Origin of the sequence: Burkholderia sp. AU45251 (genome assembly GCF_030482905.1) — a bacterium.
In the GTDB taxonomy this organism is placed as follows: Bacteria; Pseudomonadota; Gammaproteobacteria; order Burkholderiales; family Burkholderiaceae; genus Burkholderia; species Burkholderia aenigmatica.
Map to the genome: position 1 here is coordinate 1,267,191 of NZ_JAUJQH010000001.1, position 16,087 is coordinate 1,283,277.

Annotated in this window: 16 protein-coding genes and 1 pseudogene; 10 read left to right on the forward strand and 7 right to left on the reverse strand. The window is 66.3% G+C overall.

The genetic code is table 11. The features are described from left to right. Nucleotides 1–66 precede the first annotated feature (66 nt). The 3 genes from QZM67_RS05605 to QZM67_RS05615 all read left to right on the forward strand — a co-directional run bounded on the left by QZM67_RS05605 (nucleotide 67) and on the right by QZM67_RS05615 (nucleotide 2,160). A complete protein-coding gene (locus QZM67_RS05605) occupies nucleotides 67–645 on the forward strand; it encodes a hypothetical protein (RefSeq protein WP_301801191.1) in 579 nt (192 codons plus the stop codon). A gap of 139 nt (nucleotides 646–784) precedes the next feature. Beyond that, on the forward strand, nucleotides 785–1,645 hold the full coding sequence (locus QZM67_RS05610) for a hypothetical protein (protein ID WP_301801192.1): 861 nt from the start codon (nucleotides 785–787) through the stop codon (nucleotides 1,643–1,645). Next, nucleotides 1,645–2,160: a GNAT family N-acetyltransferase gene (locus QZM67_RS05615; RefSeq protein ID WP_301801193.1), complete on the forward strand. Its 516-nt coding sequence runs from the start codon at nucleotides 1,645–1,647 to the stop codon at nucleotides 2,158–2,160. Before QZM67_RS05610 ends, QZM67_RS05615 begins: the two co-directional genes overlap by 1 nt. A 3-nt stretch (nucleotides 2,161–2,163) precedes the next feature. Here the strand turns inward: QZM67_RS05615 and QZM67_RS05620 are convergent, their stop codons facing one another. Then, the gene (locus QZM67_RS05620; RefSeq protein WP_301801421.1) at nucleotides 2,164–3,084 is read right to left on the reverse strand and encodes a LysR family transcriptional regulator; all 921 of its coding nucleotides are present in this window, start codon (nucleotides 3,082–3,084) and stop codon (nucleotides 2,164–2,166) included. Between the two features lie 152 nt (nucleotides 3,085–3,236). On the opposite strand from QZM67_RS05620, the gene QZM67_RS05625 reads away from it, so the two are divergent. Further along, entirely contained in the window at nucleotides 3,237–4,433 is a 1,197-nt protein-coding gene (locus QZM67_RS05625; protein WP_301801194.1) for an FAD-dependent oxidoreductase, read from the forward strand. A 28-nt stretch (nucleotides 4,434–4,461) separates the two neighbouring features. Here the strand turns inward: QZM67_RS05625 and QZM67_RS05630 are convergent, their stop codons facing one another. From QZM67_RS05630 to QZM67_RS05645, 4 genes are all read right to left on the reverse strand, one after another. After that, nucleotides 4,462–5,640: a hypothetical protein gene (locus QZM67_RS05630; RefSeq protein WP_301801195.1), complete on the reverse strand. Its 1,179-nt coding sequence runs from the start codon at nucleotides 5,638–5,640 to the stop codon at nucleotides 4,462–4,464. Nucleotides 5,641–5,905: 265 nt separating this feature from the next. Continuing rightward, nucleotides 5,906–7,252, reverse strand: coding sequence for a glutamine synthetase family protein (locus QZM67_RS05635; RefSeq protein ID WP_301801196.1), 1,347 nt, complete (start codon nucleotides 7,250–7,252; stop codon nucleotides 5,906–5,908). Between the two features lie 152 nt (nucleotides 7,253–7,404). After that, the gene (locus QZM67_RS05640; protein WP_111018628.1) at nucleotides 7,405–7,962 is read right to left on the reverse strand and encodes a helix-turn-helix domain-containing protein; all 558 of its coding nucleotides are present in this window, start codon (nucleotides 7,960–7,962) and stop codon (nucleotides 7,405–7,407) included. A 17-nt stretch (nucleotides 7,963–7,979) separates the two neighbouring features. Next, nucleotides 7,980–9,269: an FAD-binding oxidoreductase gene (locus QZM67_RS05645; RefSeq protein WP_301801197.1), complete on the reverse strand. Its 1,290-nt coding sequence runs from the start codon at nucleotides 9,267–9,269 to the stop codon at nucleotides 7,980–7,982. Nucleotides 9,270–9,824: 555 nt separating this feature from the next. On the opposite strand from QZM67_RS05645, the gene codB reads away from it, so the two are divergent. The 3 genes from codB to QZM67_RS05660 are packed head-to-tail and all read left to right on the forward strand — an operon-like array spanning nucleotide 9,825 to nucleotide 13,137. Continuing rightward, entirely contained in the window at nucleotides 9,825–11,120 is a 1,296-nt protein-coding gene (gene codB, locus QZM67_RS05650; protein ID WP_367620422.1) for a cytosine permease, read from the forward strand. Between the two features lie 45 nt (nucleotides 11,121–11,165). Beyond that, entirely contained in the window at nucleotides 11,166–12,419 is a 1,254-nt protein-coding gene (gene codA, locus QZM67_RS05655; RefSeq protein ID WP_301801199.1) for a cytosine deaminase, read from the forward strand. Nucleotides 12,420–12,459: 40 nt separating this feature from the next. Further along, nucleotides 12,460–13,137: a TetR/AcrR family transcriptional regulator gene (locus tag QZM67_RS05660; protein ID WP_043180039.1), complete on the forward strand. Its 678-nt coding sequence runs from the start codon at nucleotides 12,460–12,462 to the stop codon at nucleotides 13,135–13,137. A gap of 71 nt (nucleotides 13,138–13,208) precedes the next feature. On the opposite strand, the gene QZM67_RS05665 is transcribed toward QZM67_RS05660, so the two are convergent. Both QZM67_RS05665 and QZM67_RS05670 read right to left on the reverse strand, forming a co-directional pair. Continuing rightward, a complete protein-coding gene (locus QZM67_RS05665; protein WP_301801201.1) occupies nucleotides 13,209–13,637 on the reverse strand; it encodes a hypothetical protein in 429 nt (142 codons plus the stop codon). Between the two features lie 100 nt (nucleotides 13,638–13,737). Beyond that, nucleotides 13,738–14,049: pseudogene (locus tag QZM67_RS05670) on the reverse strand (FAD-dependent oxidoreductase); the annotation flags it as partial. A gap of 194 nt (nucleotides 14,050–14,243) precedes the next feature. Between QZM67_RS05670 and QZM67_RS05675 the strand changes: the two are divergent. The 3 genes from QZM67_RS05675 (at nucleotide 14,244) to QZM67_RS05685 (ending at nucleotide 15,908) form a co-directional block, all read left to right on the forward strand. Then, entirely contained in the window at nucleotides 14,244–14,471 is a 228-nt protein-coding gene (locus QZM67_RS05675; RefSeq protein ID WP_175022125.1) for a DUF2945 domain-containing protein, read from the forward strand. Then, the gene (locus tag QZM67_RS05680; RefSeq protein ID WP_175022124.1) at nucleotides 14,468–15,046 is read left to right on the forward strand and encodes a DUF488 family protein; all 579 of its coding nucleotides are present in this window, start codon (nucleotides 14,468–14,470) and stop codon (nucleotides 15,044–15,046) included. The genes QZM67_RS05675 and QZM67_RS05680 overlap by 4 nt, the downstream gene beginning before the upstream one ends. Before the next feature lie 124 nt (nucleotides 15,047–15,170). After that, complete coding sequence (locus tag QZM67_RS05685) at nucleotides 15,171–15,908, forward strand: sulfite exporter TauE/SafE family protein (RefSeq protein ID WP_175022123.1); 738 nt, start codon at nucleotides 15,171–15,173, stop codon at nucleotides 15,906–15,908. Nucleotides 15,909–16,087 lie beyond the last annotated feature (179 nt).

Genomic DNA, 16,087 nt, shown 5'->3' on the forward strand with positions numbered 1-16,087 from the left:
CGTTTCGCGACGCGGCGCTTCATGCCCTTGCGATCCCCGCGCGTCGGCACCGCGAAAGGAGCGGCAATGCGACATGAATTCCCGGAAGTCCTCAACGATCTGGTCGACTATTTTCTCGTCGGCGATCTCCTGCTGCTGAAGCGCTACCAGGAGCAGCACGGACTGTCGGACGACGTCGCAACGGCGTTCACGACGAGCGACAGCGGCGACCGCGCCGTGCTGGAAGGCGTCGTCATTCCGCTGGCCGGCATCGAGAACCATCCGTACACGGTGATCTTCACGCTCGATGGCGCAACACCCGAACTGCTGAAGACGGGAAGCCGCCTGCAGCATCGGCGTGGCGGGTACGTGCTGCGCGTCGAACATCGTTCGATCATGCTCTACACGTGGCGGATTCTCGAACGCTTCAACGACGCAACGGTCGACGCACTGCTTGCGCGTTACCGCGAGCCGGGCAGGCCCGTGATCGAGATCGACAACGGCTGGTATCAGGTCGACATCCTCGGCGGAGAAGTCCCGCGCAACGGCTGGTTCGAGCCTGCGTTCGAATTCGTGCTGAAGAAAACCGCCGCACCGGGCGATGCATCGCAGGTGGACATCAACTACCGTTTTTCGATCGACGGCAGCCTGGATCCGGCGAAATGAATCCGGCAGCAACGCGTGACGACTTCATGGCTTCTTGATGCGTACTCAGTCCGCCCCGTTTCGATGGATCCCCGAAAGCGGGTGTTCCCCTTTCGCGTTGGCCAGACTGCGATCGGCATTTCCGCGCCCGGACAAGCCGATGGGCGAAGCGTGGTTCATGGGAGAATCGCGACGGCTATTCGCCGTGTTGCAAGGCGATCTGCAATCGATCGACATCGCAGAGCTCGACACGCCGCTCGAAGAAATCGTCGTCGGCACGATGTCGTTCGGCCTGAGCGACGAATGGCAGCGGTGGTACCACTACTTGCTGGCGCACCTGACCGCGCGCAGCCACGATGGGCAGCACCACGCATTGCTGGAGTGGTTGATCACCGGGTTCGTTTCGCAGCACCCCGATCGCATCTCGCCCGAACCGTACCCGGGGTTCCGCCGCGATGTGCTCGACACGCTCGGGCAATGCCTGATGGAGGCCCGATGCTGGCCATCGGGCGCGCTCGATACGGCCGCATGCTTCAATCACGCTCACGAACCCTCATCCGGTAGCGGAGACTGGTTCCATGCGAGCGGACAATTTTCGGCGTCGATGTTCCTGTGCATCAAATACCTGGAAGCATCGGACATCCACGCGTGGCTGACCTCGGTGCTGGACATCGACGATCCGCTCTGGCGCGCGCAGCTCATGCTCTGGTGTGTCGGTGCGAACGACCTGCTCTCCGGCCGTATCCGGCATCCGTCGGCATTCAGCCCCACCGACTACCCGCGGATCGACTGGCAGGGATCCCGCTGCCTGACCGGCTCGCCCGGCCGCAACACCGCAACGTTTGACTTCATTCATCCCGCGCAGCGCGAAGCAGTCGTCGACACGTTGCAATCGTTCATGACCGAGGCCACCTTTCTCACGTGGCTCCAGTCGCTTGCCCAGTACGAGCGCGTCGAAAGCGAACTGGGCGACCTGCCGTATCGGTTCTACTCGCTTTACGGCGCCGACCAGCGAACCTGATGAAAATCGACATCCGCCCTGCTACGCTCGCCGATGCCCCGGCCATCGCCGCGATCCACGTCGCGTCGTGGCAGGCCACCTATCCGGGTATCATGCCGGCCCCGTTCCTCGCCGGCCTGTCGGTCGAGAAGCGCACCGCTTCGTGGCGTCACGCGCTCGACGCAGGACGGCCGCATGTCGCACTCGCGTTCTCGGAAAGCGGGCCGACAGGCTGGATCGCCTACGGCCCGACGCGCGACACCGACAAGGACCGCACCTGGGGCGAAATCGAAGCGATCTATCTGCATCCGACGCATTGCGGGCAAGGCGTCGGCGCGGCACTGGTCGACCATGCCTGCCGTGCGCTGCATGACGCGGGCCATGCGTGGGTGTCGCTCTGGGTACTCGTCAAGAACCGCCGCGCACGGGCGTTCTACGAACGCGAAGGCTTCGTCGCCGAAGACGACATCAAGACGTTCGAGATCGACGGTGCGCCCATCGACGAAGTGCGCTACTGGCGCGCATTGCAGAAATGATCATCATGACGGCATCGCCCCTGCCGCCGCCAAACGCGCCTGCATCAACTGCAGCAGCTCGCGGATCTTCGCGTTGACGGAGTTGCGGCTCGAATACGCGGCCAGCAGTTCGAGCGGCGCCGGCGCCATCTCCAGCGGCACGCGCACCAGCCGCCCGGCGGCCAGCTCGGCCGCGCACCCGCGTTCGACGAGAATCGCGAAGCCGATCCCGTTCACCGCCGCCAGCGCCGCCATCTCGCCGCTGTTGACGCGATACCGGCTCGCGACCGGAATCTTGTGAACCCGCCCGTCGCCGTCGGCGAACTGCCACGGCTGCCCTTTCAGCGTGCTCAACGTCGTGATGCACGGCAGTTGCCTGAGCTGCTCCGTCCGGGTCGGCATGCCCGTGCGTTCGATCAGCGACGGCGCGGCCACGACGACGCTCGGCAAGTTCACGAGCGGCCTGACGACGAACGTGCTGTCGTCGAGCTTGCCGCGATTGACGATGATCGACAGGTCGAACTCGTCGCGCAGCGTCGATACGCCTGCGAGGCTCGTATCGCAATCGATTTCGACACGCGGATGCCGGCTGGCGAATTCCGCGACGATCGGCCCGAGCATGCGCGGCCCGATTTCACCGGGCACGCAGAGCTTCAGCAGGCCGCGCAGCTCCGTCTGCTGCGAGGTCAGTTCGAACTCGGCGAGCGTCAGCGCGTCGAGCATCGGCTTCGCTCGCTCGTGCAGCAGGCGCCCGGCCTCCGTCATGCGCAGGTGCCGCGTGCTGCGCTCCAGCAGACGCACGCCGAGCCGCGACTCCAGTTGCGCCACATGGCGGCTCACGTTGGAACCGGGTATCGACAGCACGCGCGCGGCACCGGCGAAGCTGCCTTCGTCGACGACCGACACGAACACGCGCACCGCGTTCAGATCCAGCTTGCTGCGCATCATTATCCCGTTTCAGGTATCAAAGCTCGCCGTTTTTCACGGCTTATCCCGTTCGAGACCGTAATTTACGATGCGGATCCAGTCAAGCGTGGCCGCCGACGCACGAACCCGCGCCGACGCGAGCGCACGCACGAACCTACGGGAGCATCAACATGGATATCGCCATTCTCGGCGCCGGCGTGGCCGGCATGAGCACCGCGCTTGCGCTTGCCGGGCAGGGGCACCGGATACGGCTCTACGAACGCAGGCCGTCCGAGACGACGATGGGCGCGGGCGTCGTGCTCTGGCCGAATGCCGGCTTCGTGCTCGAGCAACTCGGCCTCCTGCCGGACATCGTCAAGGTCAGCGGCCACCTGCGCGCGATGCGGTGCATGGACCGTGACGGCACCCCGTTCAAGCGCGTCGACATCGGCACGCTCGACCGCCGCATGGGTTTCCCGACGCGCTCGATCCTGCGGCGCGACCTGCAGGCCGTGCTGGCCCGGCACATCGCCGCGCACGACATCGAAATCTGCTTCGGCCACTGCGCGACGGCCATCGACACCGGCACCGACGGTCGCGCGGTCGTTCGCTTCGACAACGGCGCGACGATCGCCCCCGACCTCGTGATCGGCGCGGACGGCCGCATGAACTCCATCGCGCGACGCCATGTGGTCGGCAACGCCACACCCGTCTACCAGGGCTTCGTCAACTGGATCGGCGTGGCGCAGAGCGATGTGCCGCTCGTCGACGACGTATCGATATTCGACTACTGGAGCCGGCGCGAACGATTCGGCATCGTCGCGCTGGACTCGCATCGCATGTACTGGGCGGCGGCCCGGGCCGAGGCCGAATTCGACGATAGCGAACACGACGACGCGGCGCCGGACGATCCGGGCCCGCTGCTGGAACGGCTCTTCGACGGCTGGCCGGCGCCCATCGCGGACGTGATGCGCGCGACGCCACCGGGCACGATCGCGAAGATCCGCGTGCACGATCTCGACCCGGTGGACGTGTGGCACCGCGGCAATGTGCTGTTGATCGGCGATGCCGCGCACGCGCCGCTCCCCACCTCCGGACAGGGCGCATGCCAGGCGCTCGAGGACGCGTGGCATCTCGCGCGCTGCCTCGATGAACACGGGAACGGAAACGGCAACGTCCGCGACCTCGACGCTGCGCTCGCAGCGTTCACGCTGCGGCGCAGCCCGAAAACCGCGGCAATCACGCTGCGCGCACGCGACTTCGCGCAGCGGTTGTTCGGCAACGACACGCACGAAGCCGCCCGGCAGGCTGATCCGATCGCCGAAATCGAAGCGCTCGCGAGCGCGTGGGGAGCGGGCCTGCCGATGACGCCCGCGCGGGACCGATAAGCACCCGAGGCGTCGCTCGACGGCGCGATCAGTTTGCATCGTCGTCACACACCGTATCCGGTACCGGCATCAAAGAATGCCGGATCAGGTCTTGCATCGTATCGAAACGCGCCCGATATTCCGGCGCCAGATCGGCAACGCGATATCCGTGTTGCAACAACACCTGCACGAGTACCGGCGCCTCGACATCCACCGCCCGCTCGAGCGGTTCGATACGGTTCTGTGCCGCCGCGCCATCCATCGGTATCTTCGCGGATGCGACGAGCCACGCCTCCGCGCCCTTGCGAGCGATTTCCGGCGGATTCACGTCGGTCCACTTCGCGAACCGATACCAGACCTCGCCCACATCTTCCGCGGCATGGAGCGTGACGCCTGCATGGGCCAGCCAGTCGACCGATGCGATTGCCGCGCCCGCCGCCGCGCTCGCATACAGGCTCTCGAAGCGGCTGTCGCCTTGCAGATGCTGCGGATCGACACCCAGCGCAACGAGCTGGTTCATCAGTGCGATCGACCCGCTCATGACAGCGCCGTGCAGCGCGGCGCTCCGCTCGTCGGGGCCCCACAACGGCAGGAACTGAGCCGTGATCGCCGGCACGTTTCGAAAACCGACGCGCAGCGCGATGTCGGGCGGCATCACATAAGCCACCCCGTCCTTGCAGAACGTCGGCGGATCGCTCCCGCCCAGGCGTACCTCGCTCGCATGCCTGACGCCTTCGAGCGTGACCGCGAGGCTGCGCGGCGCCGTCTTGCGGACCGCCTCGCTCACCCATGTCGCGCGATCGCAATCGTCCGCACAGTCGGCAAACGCCTGCCGAAACGCGACTGCATCGTCGGTGCGCAATGCGGCTGCCATACGGGCATAGTCGTCATTGATCTGCTGACCGCGGGCCGCCTCCCGAGGGTCCGGGTGATGGCGTTGGTAATCGTCGATCTTGAACGTGGCAATCAGCGCTATGGCCAGAACCAACAGCAGCACCTGTAGCCAGAACGCCCACGCAAATCGCGGGGCACGCCATGGCTTGCGACTCACTGCGTAGGCCAGCAGCACGACGGCGACCACGGCATACAGCACGATGCCGACCTCGCTGAGGAAGATCAGCGCACCCATGAACACAATGACCGACAGGTCGCGATCGATCCGCGACACGCATATCACGGCGGCTGCCAGCAGCCCCCAGAGCGGAATGCCGGACACCCACAGCAACACGGCCGGAAGACGCGGCGTGCCGGCCGGTGGCACGGCATGCTCACTCACGACTTCATCGACGCGCGTGGACGGCGGTTCGGTATCTCGGTGATCGGTCGTCACGGGGCCCTCTCTTTTTGATTATCGAGCGAAGCCGGGATCCGAATCTGCCCATCCGCTGCGCGTCGGGGCAGCCGGTCGCCCGCGGCGGAACCGGAACCGGCCGCCGTGTACGCCGCAGCTTATCAAACACGCAACCGCACAGGAACCGCCGCCCCGTTACCGATCACAAAAACCACCGATACTCCCGCGCGCCAATCTCATTGCGAAAATCCAGCTCCTCCTGCCGCTTGTTCTCGCAATACACCATCACGAACTCGCTGCCGAGCCCTTCGCGCACGGCCGCATGATCCTGCATCGCCGCGACGGCCGACAGCATCTCCTTCGGAAAATCGATCCCGCTGCCGCGATTCTCGTTGAGCGGCGCGATCGGCTCGATCCTCGCATCGAGCCCGTGCTCCATCCCGGTGAGAATCGCCGCGAGCACCAGATACGGGTTCGCGTCCGCACTCGCGAGCCGGTGCTCGATCCGCAGGTTGCGCGCATCCGACTCGGGAATCCGGATGCACGCATCGCGATCCTCGAAGCCCCAGCTCGCGCGGCTCGCCGCGTTCACCATCGAACCGTAACGCCGGAACGCGTTGTGATTCGGCGCGAACACGGGCATGCAATGCGGCAGCAGCGCGAGGCATCCGGCCACCGCGTGCCGCAGCGGCCGCTGCCCGTCCGCCGCAAGCAGGTTGCGCCCTGCATCGTCGTAGAGGCTCACGTGCACGTGCATCCCGCTGCCCGGCGCATGCAGGTACGGCTTGCCCATGAAGCTCGCGCGATAGCCGTGCTGCAACGCGACGCCGCGCGTGCTGCGGCAGAACATCGCCGACCAGTCGGCCGCGCGCAGCCCGTCGTCGCAATGGCCGAAGTTGATCTCGAACTGGCCCGGCCCGAGCTCGGCGGTGATCACGGTCGCGTCGACCCCCTGCTTGCAGGCGACGTCGACCATCTCGTGCAGCACGTCGGAGAAGCGCGACAGCCGCTCGATATGCATGTTCGGCTGATCGTCGCGATCGTCGGACAGGCGATCGCGCGGATACTTCGGCATCCCCTCCTCGAGCTGCGCGTCGAACAGGTAGAACTCGAGCTCGAACGCGACGACCGGCCGGATGCCACGCCGCGCGAGCCGCTTCAGCACGCGCGCGAGCACCTCGCGCGGCTCGAACTCGACCGGCGCGTCGGTGCCGTCCGTCGTGATCAGCATCTGCCCGAGCGGCTGCTTCTCCCAGGTCACCGGCTTCAGCGTGCCGGGGATCAGCCGGCGCACGGCATCCGGGTCGCCGTCGTTGAAACAGTAGTCGCCGATCTTGTAGAGCCCGCCCTGCGTGCCGAGCAGGATGCAGTTCTGCGGCAGCTTCAGCAGCGAGCCGGCCGCGACCTTTTCGAGCGCATCGATCGGGTAGCGCTTGCCGTAGAAATGTCCGGGCAGGTCGAGGCAGATCAGGTCGACATAACGGATCTCGGGGTACGCCTGCCGGAATGCGCGGACTTCATCGACCAGCGCGGGAACGACGTCAGCCATGTCTCATCCTTTCCATGTCTTGTATGGCGGTGCCGCAGCGCGGCGAACCGGATTCACGCGGCACGCCGGACCACGAGCGCCGCATTTAAATCAGTACTGCAAACAGGCTGCGTGGCGCGGCGGCCTGCATCACCGCCCGCCCCGCCGACAACTCAGGTGAACACCCAGATCACGCGCGTCGGCGCGTCGGTCAGGTTGGCATAGCGAAAACGCTTGTGCGCGGGAAGCTGGAATGCGTCGTTCGGGCCGAGCGTGATGGGCATATCGTCGCCGTCGATCCAGATCGTCAGTTCGCCTTCGAGCACGAAACCGCCCTGCTCGTCGCTATCGTCGACGGGCCGCTCGCCGCTGCTCGCGCCCGGCGCGAGATGGCTTTCGAGAATCGAGAAGCGCGAGCGCATGTTCGGCGACACGAGGATGTCGGTAATGCCGGCCGCGTAATACACGGTGCGCCGCTCGTCGGGCCGCGTGACCCACGGCACGCTGCGCGGCTTGCTCAGGCTGTAGAAATAGGTGGTCGGCACGCCGAGCGCCTCGCCGATCGCGGTGAGATCCGCCACCGTCGGGCGCGACAGCCCGCGCTCGACCTGCGACAGAAAGCCGACCGAGCGGCCGATCCGTTCCGCGAGATCGTTGAGCGTGACCTTGCGATGCTTGCGCAGGTCGCGGATCAGGATGGCCAGGCTTTCTATCTCTTCCTGTTCGTTCATGGTGGGTTCCGGTGCAGTCAGACGGTATCGCGCAGACGGTACCAGGCCTTGCCGATCGCTTCCAGCGGCGCGGCGAGCCGGTCGCCGCCGGGGAAGCGCGGGTTGCGGATGCGCTGGTACTGCGCGAGCAGGCGTTCGTCGCCGAGCACGGCGTCGGCCACCGCGCGTGCGCCGGCGAGCGTCGGCAGCACGCCGTGCCCCGAGAAGCCCTGCAGCCAGAAACGCTGCCCGTGGCGGCCAATGTCCGGCGTGCGGCGCATGCTGATGTCGATATGGCCGCCCCACGCGTAGTCGAGCGGCACGCCGGCCAGTTGCGGGAACACGCGTTCGAGGTGCGGGCGCGTCGCCGCCGCGATATCGGCCGGGATGCCGCCGAGATACGTGCAGCCGCCGCCGAACAGCAGCCGGTGGTCGGGGCTCAGGCGGAAGTAGTCGGGCACGAACTGGTTGTCGATCACGCAACTGTTCTGCGGCAGCAGCGCACGGGCGACGTCGGGCGCGAGCGGCGCGGTCGCGACCTGATACGTGCCGACCGGCAGCAACCGGCGCGCGAGGTCGCGATCGAGCCGGTCGACATACGCGTTGCAGGCCAACACGAGCACGTCCGCGCGCACTTCGCCGCGCGCCGTGCGGGCAATGTGACCGCCGGCCGCCTCGCGGCAGTCGAGCACGCGGCTCTGCTCGAAGATGCGGCCGCCCGCGCGCTCGATCGTCTGCGCGAGGCCGAGCGCGAGCTTCAGCGGATTCAGGTGGCCGGCCTCCGGATCGTGCAGCGCCGCGAGATAGCGCGTGCCGCCGATCCATTCGGGCATCTCGTCACGGCCGATCACGCGCAGCCGATCGTAGCCCCAGCGCTCGGCCGCCTCGTCGCGGGCCTGTTCGAGCATCGCGACGCGCCGCGGCCGCACCGCCGCCCACAGGCTGCCGGGCCGGTAGTCGATGTCGAACCCATGCCGAACGGGCAGTTCGCGCACCTCGGCCGCGGCCCAGCGCATGCTGTCCCACAGCAGGCGTGCGCCGTCGCGGCCGAGCGAATCCTCGAGCGGCTGCATGTCGCACGACCAGCCGAGCAGCGCCTGTCCGCCGTTGCGGCCCGACGCGGCCCACGCGACGCGACTCGCTTCGAGCACGACGACGCGCTTGCCGGCAAGCGCGAGACGCAACGCCGTATGCAGCCCGCTGAAACCCGCGCCGACGACGAGCACGTCGGCGTCGATGCGTTCGTCCAGTTCCGGACGATGCGGGATCGGCGCCGGATAGGTGCCGGCGTAGTAGCTTGCGACGTGGCGGTCGGACTGCGCGAACATGCGGACTCCAGTGAAATTTTCGCCGAGAAATTTCATGAAAAATTAGCACGGCAATTTCACGGAAGCAAGCGAGCAAAAAAACGGCGTATCGGTCTGACGAATCAACGCTGCGCCGTTAGTCTGGTTCGCTGAAGATTCGCAGCCTAGGCAGACTCAGCCAGCGCCGAAATCGACGTTCGCGAAAACCGCGAAGATCGATGGCGTCCAGGTCTGGCGGGTTCGTGCTTCCATCCTCGATCGCCGTTGTCGGACGGGTCGGCCGGCCTGCCGCCAGCCGCACGTACCTGCGTTGCCCATGGTGCAGAAACCGGAAACATCGGCTCGACATGCGGCCCGCCCGCGGCATGACGCGCGCCGGACCGGCCGATACCCGAAACGCCGCGCGCGTGAACCGCACGGGCCCGGTGAATGTTCCTGCCATCCACTCGGACGAAATTTTTACCCTTGTAAAAATTTTGGACTGAGAGAATAACCCGCTGAAACAGCGCGTCACCCATCCAAGCACGGCCCCCGTAACCCCTTTCAGACCCAACCCAATCGCTGACGGGAGACAAGATGCCTACGAACCGGGATGCAAACCCGATGGACGAATCGGATCACGGAGAATTCTCGCTGAGCGAAGTTCCGCTCGAGAAACGCACCGGATTCCTGTCCATCACGATGGTGTTGTTGAGTTTCACGTTCTTCACGGGAACGATGTTTGCCGGCGGCAAGATCGGTGTCGCCTTCGACGTCGTCAGCATGATCCAGATCGCCGTCATCGGAAACCTGTTGCTCGCCGCCTATGCGGCATCGCTTGCGCTGATTGCCGCCCGCAGCGGCCTGAATGCGGTACTGATGGGGCGATTCTGCTTCGGGGAAGTCGGCAGCAAGCTGTCCGATTTCCTGCTGGGCTTCGCCGAACTCGGCTGGTACGCATGGGGAACCGCGACGGTGGCGATCGTCTTGGTCAAGCTGTTGGGTTGGCCGGCCTCCGTGACCACGCCGCTGATGATCCTCTTCGGCTTCGGATTTTCCATCACGGCCATCATCGGCTATCGCGGCATGGATGTGCTGTCGCGCGTCTCCGTGCCGTTGATGTTCGTGCTCCTGATGACGTCGATGTGGATCGCCACCCGCGATATCGGCGGGTGGGCCGGCCTCACGCATATCGCGCCGTCTCATCCGATGCAGTTCTCGGCCGCCGTGACCATGGTCATCGGTACCTTCGCCAGCGGCGCGACCCAGGCAACCAACTGGACCCGCCTCGCACGCAGCGCGCGCAGCGCCGTCTCGGCCAGCATGATCGGATTCTTCGCGGGCAACGGCCTGATGATCATCGCGGGCGCATACTGCGCGATCGTCTATCAGCAAGCCGACATCGTCGAGGTGATGATGCTGCAGGGCCTGTCGATCGCGGCGGTCGTGATGCTGTGCCTCAATCTCTGGACCATCCAGGGGCCGACGATGTACAACGTGGCGGCCGCCGGATGCCATCTGCTGCGCACCGAACGGCGCCGCACGCTCGTACTCGTGGGCGCGGCGATCGGCATCGTGCTCGCGGTCGGCGGGATGTACGAGTTGCTGATTCCGTTCCTGGTGCTGCTGGGCTCGATCATTCCGCCGGTCGGCGGCGTGATCATGGCGGACTACTGGTACCGCCATCGCGGGCAATACCCGTCGCTTGCCACCGCCCGCCTTCCGCGCTTCAACCTGGTCGGCCTGGCCGCGTATGCAATCGGCGCCGGACTCGCCTATACCTCGCCGTGGATCGCGCCGATCGTCGGCATCGCGGCGTCCGCGGCCGCCTACGTCGTGCTGCTGCAGATTGCCCGCGCGTTCGCGCGCGAGCCGTCCGTTCAGGGTGATTGATTCCGCTGCGCGCCCTCCCGCTCCCCCCGAACCACAGGAATACTCATGAAAATCATCAACGCCAGATTGCGCGGCCGTAGCGGCCTCTTCACGATCGACATCGATGCGGGCACGATTCGCGGCATCGACCTCCAGCCGTCGCCGCTGACGTCACAAGGGGACGACATCATCGATGCGGGCAGCAATCTCGTCATCCCGCCGCTGGTCGAGCCGCATATCCACCTGGATGCGACACTGACCGCGGGCGAACCCGAGTGGAACATGAGCGGCACGCTGTTCGAAGGTATCGAGCGGTGGGGCCAGCGCAAGGCCACCATTACCCATGAGGATACGAAAGCCCGCGCCCACACCACGATCGGGATGTTGCGCGACAACGGCATCCAGCACGTGCGCACGCACGTGGACGTCACCGATCACACGCTTGCCGCGTTGCAGGCGATGCTCGAGGTCAGGGACGAAGCGCGCGATCTCATCGATCTGCAGATCGTCGCCTTCCCTCAGGAAGGCATCGAGTCGTTCGAGAACGGACGTGCGCTGATGGAGCGCGCGATCGACATGGGGGCCGACGTCGTCGGCGGCATTCCGCATTTCGAGAACACACGCGACCAGGGCGTGAGCTCCATCAAGTTCCTGATGGAGCTCGCGGAGCGCAAGGACTGCCTGGTCGACGTTCATTGCGACGAAACCGACGATCCGCAATCGCGCTTCCTGGAAGTGCTTGCCGAGGAAGCGCGGGTTCGCGGGATGGGCACGCGCGTCACGGCCAGCCACACGACCGCGATGGGTTCCTACGACAACGCCTACTGCTCGAAGCTTTTCCGGTTGCTGAAGCGGTCGGAAATCCATTTTGTTTCGTGTCCGACCGAAAGCATCCACCTGCAGGGGCGTTTCGACACCTTCCCGAAACGACGCGGCATTACGCGTGTCGCGGAACTCGATCGCGCCGGCATCAACGTGTGCTTCGGACAGGATTCGATCAAGGATCCGTGGTATCCCATCGGCAACGGCAATATCCTGCGTATCCTCGACGTCGGCCTGCACGTGTGCCACATGCTCGGCTACGAAGACCTGCAGCGATGCCTCGACTTTGTGACGGAGCACAGCGCCGATGCGATGTCCCTGGGCGATCGCTATGGCATCGCGGTCGGGCGGCCGGCCAATCTGCTGATTCTCGACGCGGATTGCGACTATGAAGTGGTTCGCACACAGGCCAAGGTTCGCCTGTCGCTCCGTGCCGGGAAGGTCATCATGCAGCGCGCGCCCGAACGCATCACCTATCCTGAAGCAGGCACGCGTTGAGCGGGCGACGACGCTGGTCCGACATGCTGGAGGAAACATCGTGAGGCACCCGTCCGAGCCGACTGCAGGAACGCCCGGCCGGCCTCACGGCCGGCGCGAAGCGCTGCGCGACACGCTCGAGGCGACCATTCTCGCCGCTGCCGAAGAATCGTTTGCCATTGACGGATTCGAGGGGAGTTCCGTTGCGACTATCGCAGCGGCCGCCGGCCTGTCGAAGCAGAACCTGATGTACTACTTCCCCACGAAGCTGGCGCTCTACCAACGCGTGCTGGACGACGTATTGCGGGACTGGCTCGGCAGGATGCGGGAGTTTGCGGCGCCCGATCGCGAGCCCGCGGAAGCCATGTCGGCCTATATCCGGGCCAAACTCGAATTCTCCAGAAATCGCCCGCATGGATCGCGGGTGTTTGCGCTGGAGATCATCGGCGGGGCCAGGACCTACGGAAAGGAAATCCGCAAACAACTGATTCCGGTGTTGCGTGACGACATCCGGGTGCTCGAACGCTGGATCGAGGAAGGCAAGGTCAGACAGGTCGATGCCGAGCACCTGTTCTTCCTGATCTGGGCGGCCACGCAGGCGTATGCGGATTTCGCCCCGCAGATGCTGCTGGTGCTCGGCAAGCGTGCGCTGGGAAACGACGATTTCGACGCGGCCTACCGCACCATCTCGAATCTGGTACTCAACGCGCTGATCACCGGGGACGGAAAGACGGATTGACCGCTTGACCGCCTCCGTCGCCATTCATGCAGGCACCCCGGCGCCGTCGACACTCACCGGGGAACCGCCGGTCAGTCGTGCTTGTAGCGCTTCTTGTGCTTGTTGCCGTGGTGGTGATCGCTGGAACGCGAGTTGTTGCGCGACACGTGGCCGCCCAGCGCCGCGCCCGCACCGCCGCCCACGGCGGCGCCGACGAGCCCGCCGGCCGTGCCGCCCATCGCGTTGCCCGCAGCGGCGCCTGCGCCGCCGCCCAGTGCGCCGCCGACGATCGCGCCCGTGCGTTCGCGTTTGTTCGACGTCACAGCACCGCCCGCGCCACCACCCACTGCCCCGCCGATCACGGTGCCCGTGCTGCCGCCAACCGCGTTGCCGACCGCCGCGCCGGCAACGCCACCCAGCGCGCCGCCCAGGGCGTTGTTCGTGTCGCCTGCCACGGCCGGCACCGACGCCACCGCCGCCGCACCGACCACCACGGCCATCCCTGCCAATTTCTTCAGCATCTGTCTGCCCTCTCCGATTGCGAGATATCGATGGGCGAATCTAGCACCTTTCCGGAAGGTCCATCGTAATGAAGCGTTAAATCAGGCATTGCCCTGGCCGGAGCGCAAGCTTTTGCGGATTCAGGTGGCCGGATTCCGGATCGTGGAACCGCGTGAGGTAGCGCGTGCCGCCCGGCCATTCGGACCTCTCGTGACGCCCGATCACGCGCAGCCGGTCGTAGCCCCGGCGCTCGGCCGCTTCGTCGCGGGCCTGCGCGCGCATCGCGACGCGCCGCGGCCGCCCCGCCGCCCACAGGCTGCCGGGCCGGTAGCCGATGTCGAAACCGTGACGCGCCGGCAGTTTGCGCACCTCGGCCGCGGCCCAGTGCATGCTGTCCCACAACAGGCGCGCGCCGTCGCGGCCGAGCGAATCCCTGCCGTCGTCAAAATGAAAGGTTGACCGTGTGCCGGCACGCCCATTGCGCCGCCAGCACAGCGCCGCGCCACCGTCTGTGTCTTTTTCCATGGGCGGTCGCGGCCGATAATGGACACGCCAATCCTCGCGGCATGACAACACGCGCCGCGAGGATCGACGCACACCGCAACCGCGCAAGGAGGGCCTCCTGCATGACCACACCATTCAGGCTGGGCGACCACGTCCGGTGGAATTCGGAGGCCGGCTACGTGACCGGCACGATCATCGCGATCCACACCACGGACTTCGACTACAAGGGCCACCGCCATCGCGCATCGCCCGACGATCCGCAGTACGAGATCAAGAGCGACCGCACCGACCACATCGCCGCACACCGCGGCCGCGTGCTCGAGCGCATTGCGGGCAAGGGCGACGCATGACGCTCCCGTTCTATACGATCGGCCATTCGAACCGCACGCTCGACGAATTCGTCGACATGCTCGGCGCGGTCGATATCGCGCTGCTCGCGGATATCCGCAAAATGACGCGTTCGCGTACCCATCCGCAATTCAACGAAGCGACGCTGCCGGACGCGCTGGCGGCAACCGGCATCGCCTACGAGCACATCGCCGAGCTCGGCGGCCTGCGCGGCAAGTCGCACGACGTGCCCGACGACGTCAACGACTTCTGGACCAACCAGAGCTTTCACCGCTACGCCGACTACGCGCTGTCACCCGGGTTTCGCGACGGCCTCGACCGGCTGATCGCAGACGGGCATCGGCAGCGCTGCGCGATCATGTGCTCGGAAGCGGTGTGGTGGCGCTGCCACCGGCGCATCGTGTCCGACTACCTGATCGCGCGCGGCGAAACGGTGCTGCACATCATGGGCCGCAACCGCGTGGAACCCGCGCGCCTCACGGCCGGCGCGGTCATCCGGCCCGACGGCTCGATCGTCTATCCGGACGTCGAAAACGACCCCGCCACACCGGAAGCCGGCACGCCACCGCACGCGTGACGTCGCCCGCACGGCCGCGCACCCGCGCCGGCTTCCGACCATCGCGATCTGCATTATCATCGGGCCTCCACCGCGCCTGCCCGCTTCCGGCAAGCGGGCCCCGCCACCTCGCCCGTTGCACCCCATGCTCACTCTCGTCATCGTCGCCGGCTTGTGGGCCGGACTGCAGAACGCCCTCGCGGGCGGCGGCTCGTTCGTCACGCTGCCCGCCCTGATCGTGTCGGGCATGTCGCCGCTCGCGGCGAACATCACGTCGACGGTCGCGCTGTTTCCCGCGCAGGTCACGACCGGCTGGGCGAGCCGCAACATGGTGCGCGGCGTGGGCAAGCTGTCGTTTCGCACGCTGTTCTTCATCAGCGTGGTCGGCGGTGCGCTCGGCGGGCTGCTGTTGCTGAAAACCCCGTCGTCGATCTTCTCGCGCCTCGTGCCGTGGCTCGTGCTGTTCGCAACGATCGTGTTCGCGTGGGGCAGCTTTTTCCGCAAGCCCAGCGAAGGCACGGGCCACCTCGGCACCGTCCCCGCGGCGCTCTCGCAGTTCATGATCGCGATCTACGGCGGCTACTTCGGCGGCGGGCTCGGCTTCCTGATGATGGCCGTGCTGACGATGGCCGGCCTGTCGCCGCGTCACGCGATGTCGACGAAGAACGCGCTCGCGGGCGTGATGAACGCATCGGCCGTCGTGCTGTTCCTGACGTCGCCGCACCTGCACTGGGGCTCGGCACTTGCGCTCGGCGGCGGCGCGATCGTCGGCGGGCTGCTCGGCACCTGGGCGCTGCAACGCGTGAACGAACGCATTCTGCGGATCGGGATCGTCTGCATCGGCGCGGTGCTGACCGTCGGGCTGTTCGTCAAGCCGATCTGACGCACGCCCCTTGCCGCCGCCGCAGCGGCAATTGATGAGCAAACCGCAAGACGTCTTTCGCATATCTCGTTTGCCGTGACGGCGGTGTCCGCCCACAATCGGGGATTGCCGTCGTCATCGCCCGCTCGCGGGCACCGACCGGCACTTCGCGGCCGCCATTCCGATTCACCGCCGGCGGC

What these genes read in the sequence shown, in the direction of transcription:
- QZM67_RS05605 (WP_301801191.1), top strand. Translation starts at nt 67, where the DNA reads ATGCGACATGAATTCCCGGAAGTCCTCAACGATCTGGTCGACTATTTT.
- QZM67_RS05610 (WP_301801192.1), top strand. Translation starts at nt 785, where the DNA reads ATGGGCGAAGCGTGGTTCATGGGAGAATCGCGACGGCTATTCGCCGTG.
- QZM67_RS05615 (WP_301801193.1), top strand. Translation starts at nt 1,645, where the DNA reads ATGAAAATCGACATCCGCCCTGCTACGCTCGCCGATGCCCCGGCCATC.
- QZM67_RS05620 (WP_301801421.1), bottom strand. Translation starts at nt 3,084, where the DNA reads ATGCGCAGCAAGCTGGATCTGAACGCGGTGCGCGTGTTCGTGTCGGTC.
- QZM67_RS05625 (WP_301801194.1), top strand. Translation starts at nt 3,237, where the DNA reads ATGGATATCGCCATTCTCGGCGCCGGCGTGGCCGGCATGAGCACCGCG.
- QZM67_RS05635 (WP_301801196.1), bottom strand. Translation starts at nt 7,252, where the DNA reads ATGGCTGACGTCGTTCCCGCGCTGGTCGATGAAGTCCGCGCATTCCGG.
- QZM67_RS05640 (WP_111018628.1), bottom strand. Translation starts at nt 7,962, where the DNA reads ATGAACGAACAGGAAGAGATAGAAAGCCTGGCCATCCTGATCCGCGAC.
- QZM67_RS05645 (WP_301801197.1), bottom strand. Translation starts at nt 9,269, where the DNA reads ATGTTCGCGCAGTCCGACCGCCACGTCGCAAGCTACTACGCCGGCACC.
- codB (WP_367620422.1), top strand. Translation starts at nt 9,825, where the DNA reads ATGCCTACGAACCGGGATGCAAACCCGATGGACGAATCGGATCACGGA.
- codA (WP_301801199.1), top strand. Translation starts at nt 11,166, where the DNA reads ATGAAAATCATCAACGCCAGATTGCGCGGCCGTAGCGGCCTCTTCACG.
- QZM67_RS05665 (WP_301801201.1), bottom strand. Translation starts at nt 13,637, where the DNA reads ATGCTGAAGAAATTGGCAGGGATGGCCGTGGTGGTCGGTGCGGCGGCG.
- QZM67_RS05675 (WP_175022125.1), top strand. Translation starts at nt 14,244, where the DNA reads ATGACCACACCATTCAGGCTGGGCGACCACGTCCGGTGGAATTCGGAG.
- QZM67_RS05680 (WP_175022124.1), top strand. Translation starts at nt 14,468, where the DNA reads ATGACGCTCCCGTTCTATACGATCGGCCATTCGAACCGCACGCTCGAC.
- QZM67_RS05685 (WP_175022123.1), top strand. Translation starts at nt 15,171, where the DNA reads ATGCTCACTCTCGTCATCGTCGCCGGCTTGTGGGCCGGACTGCAGAAC.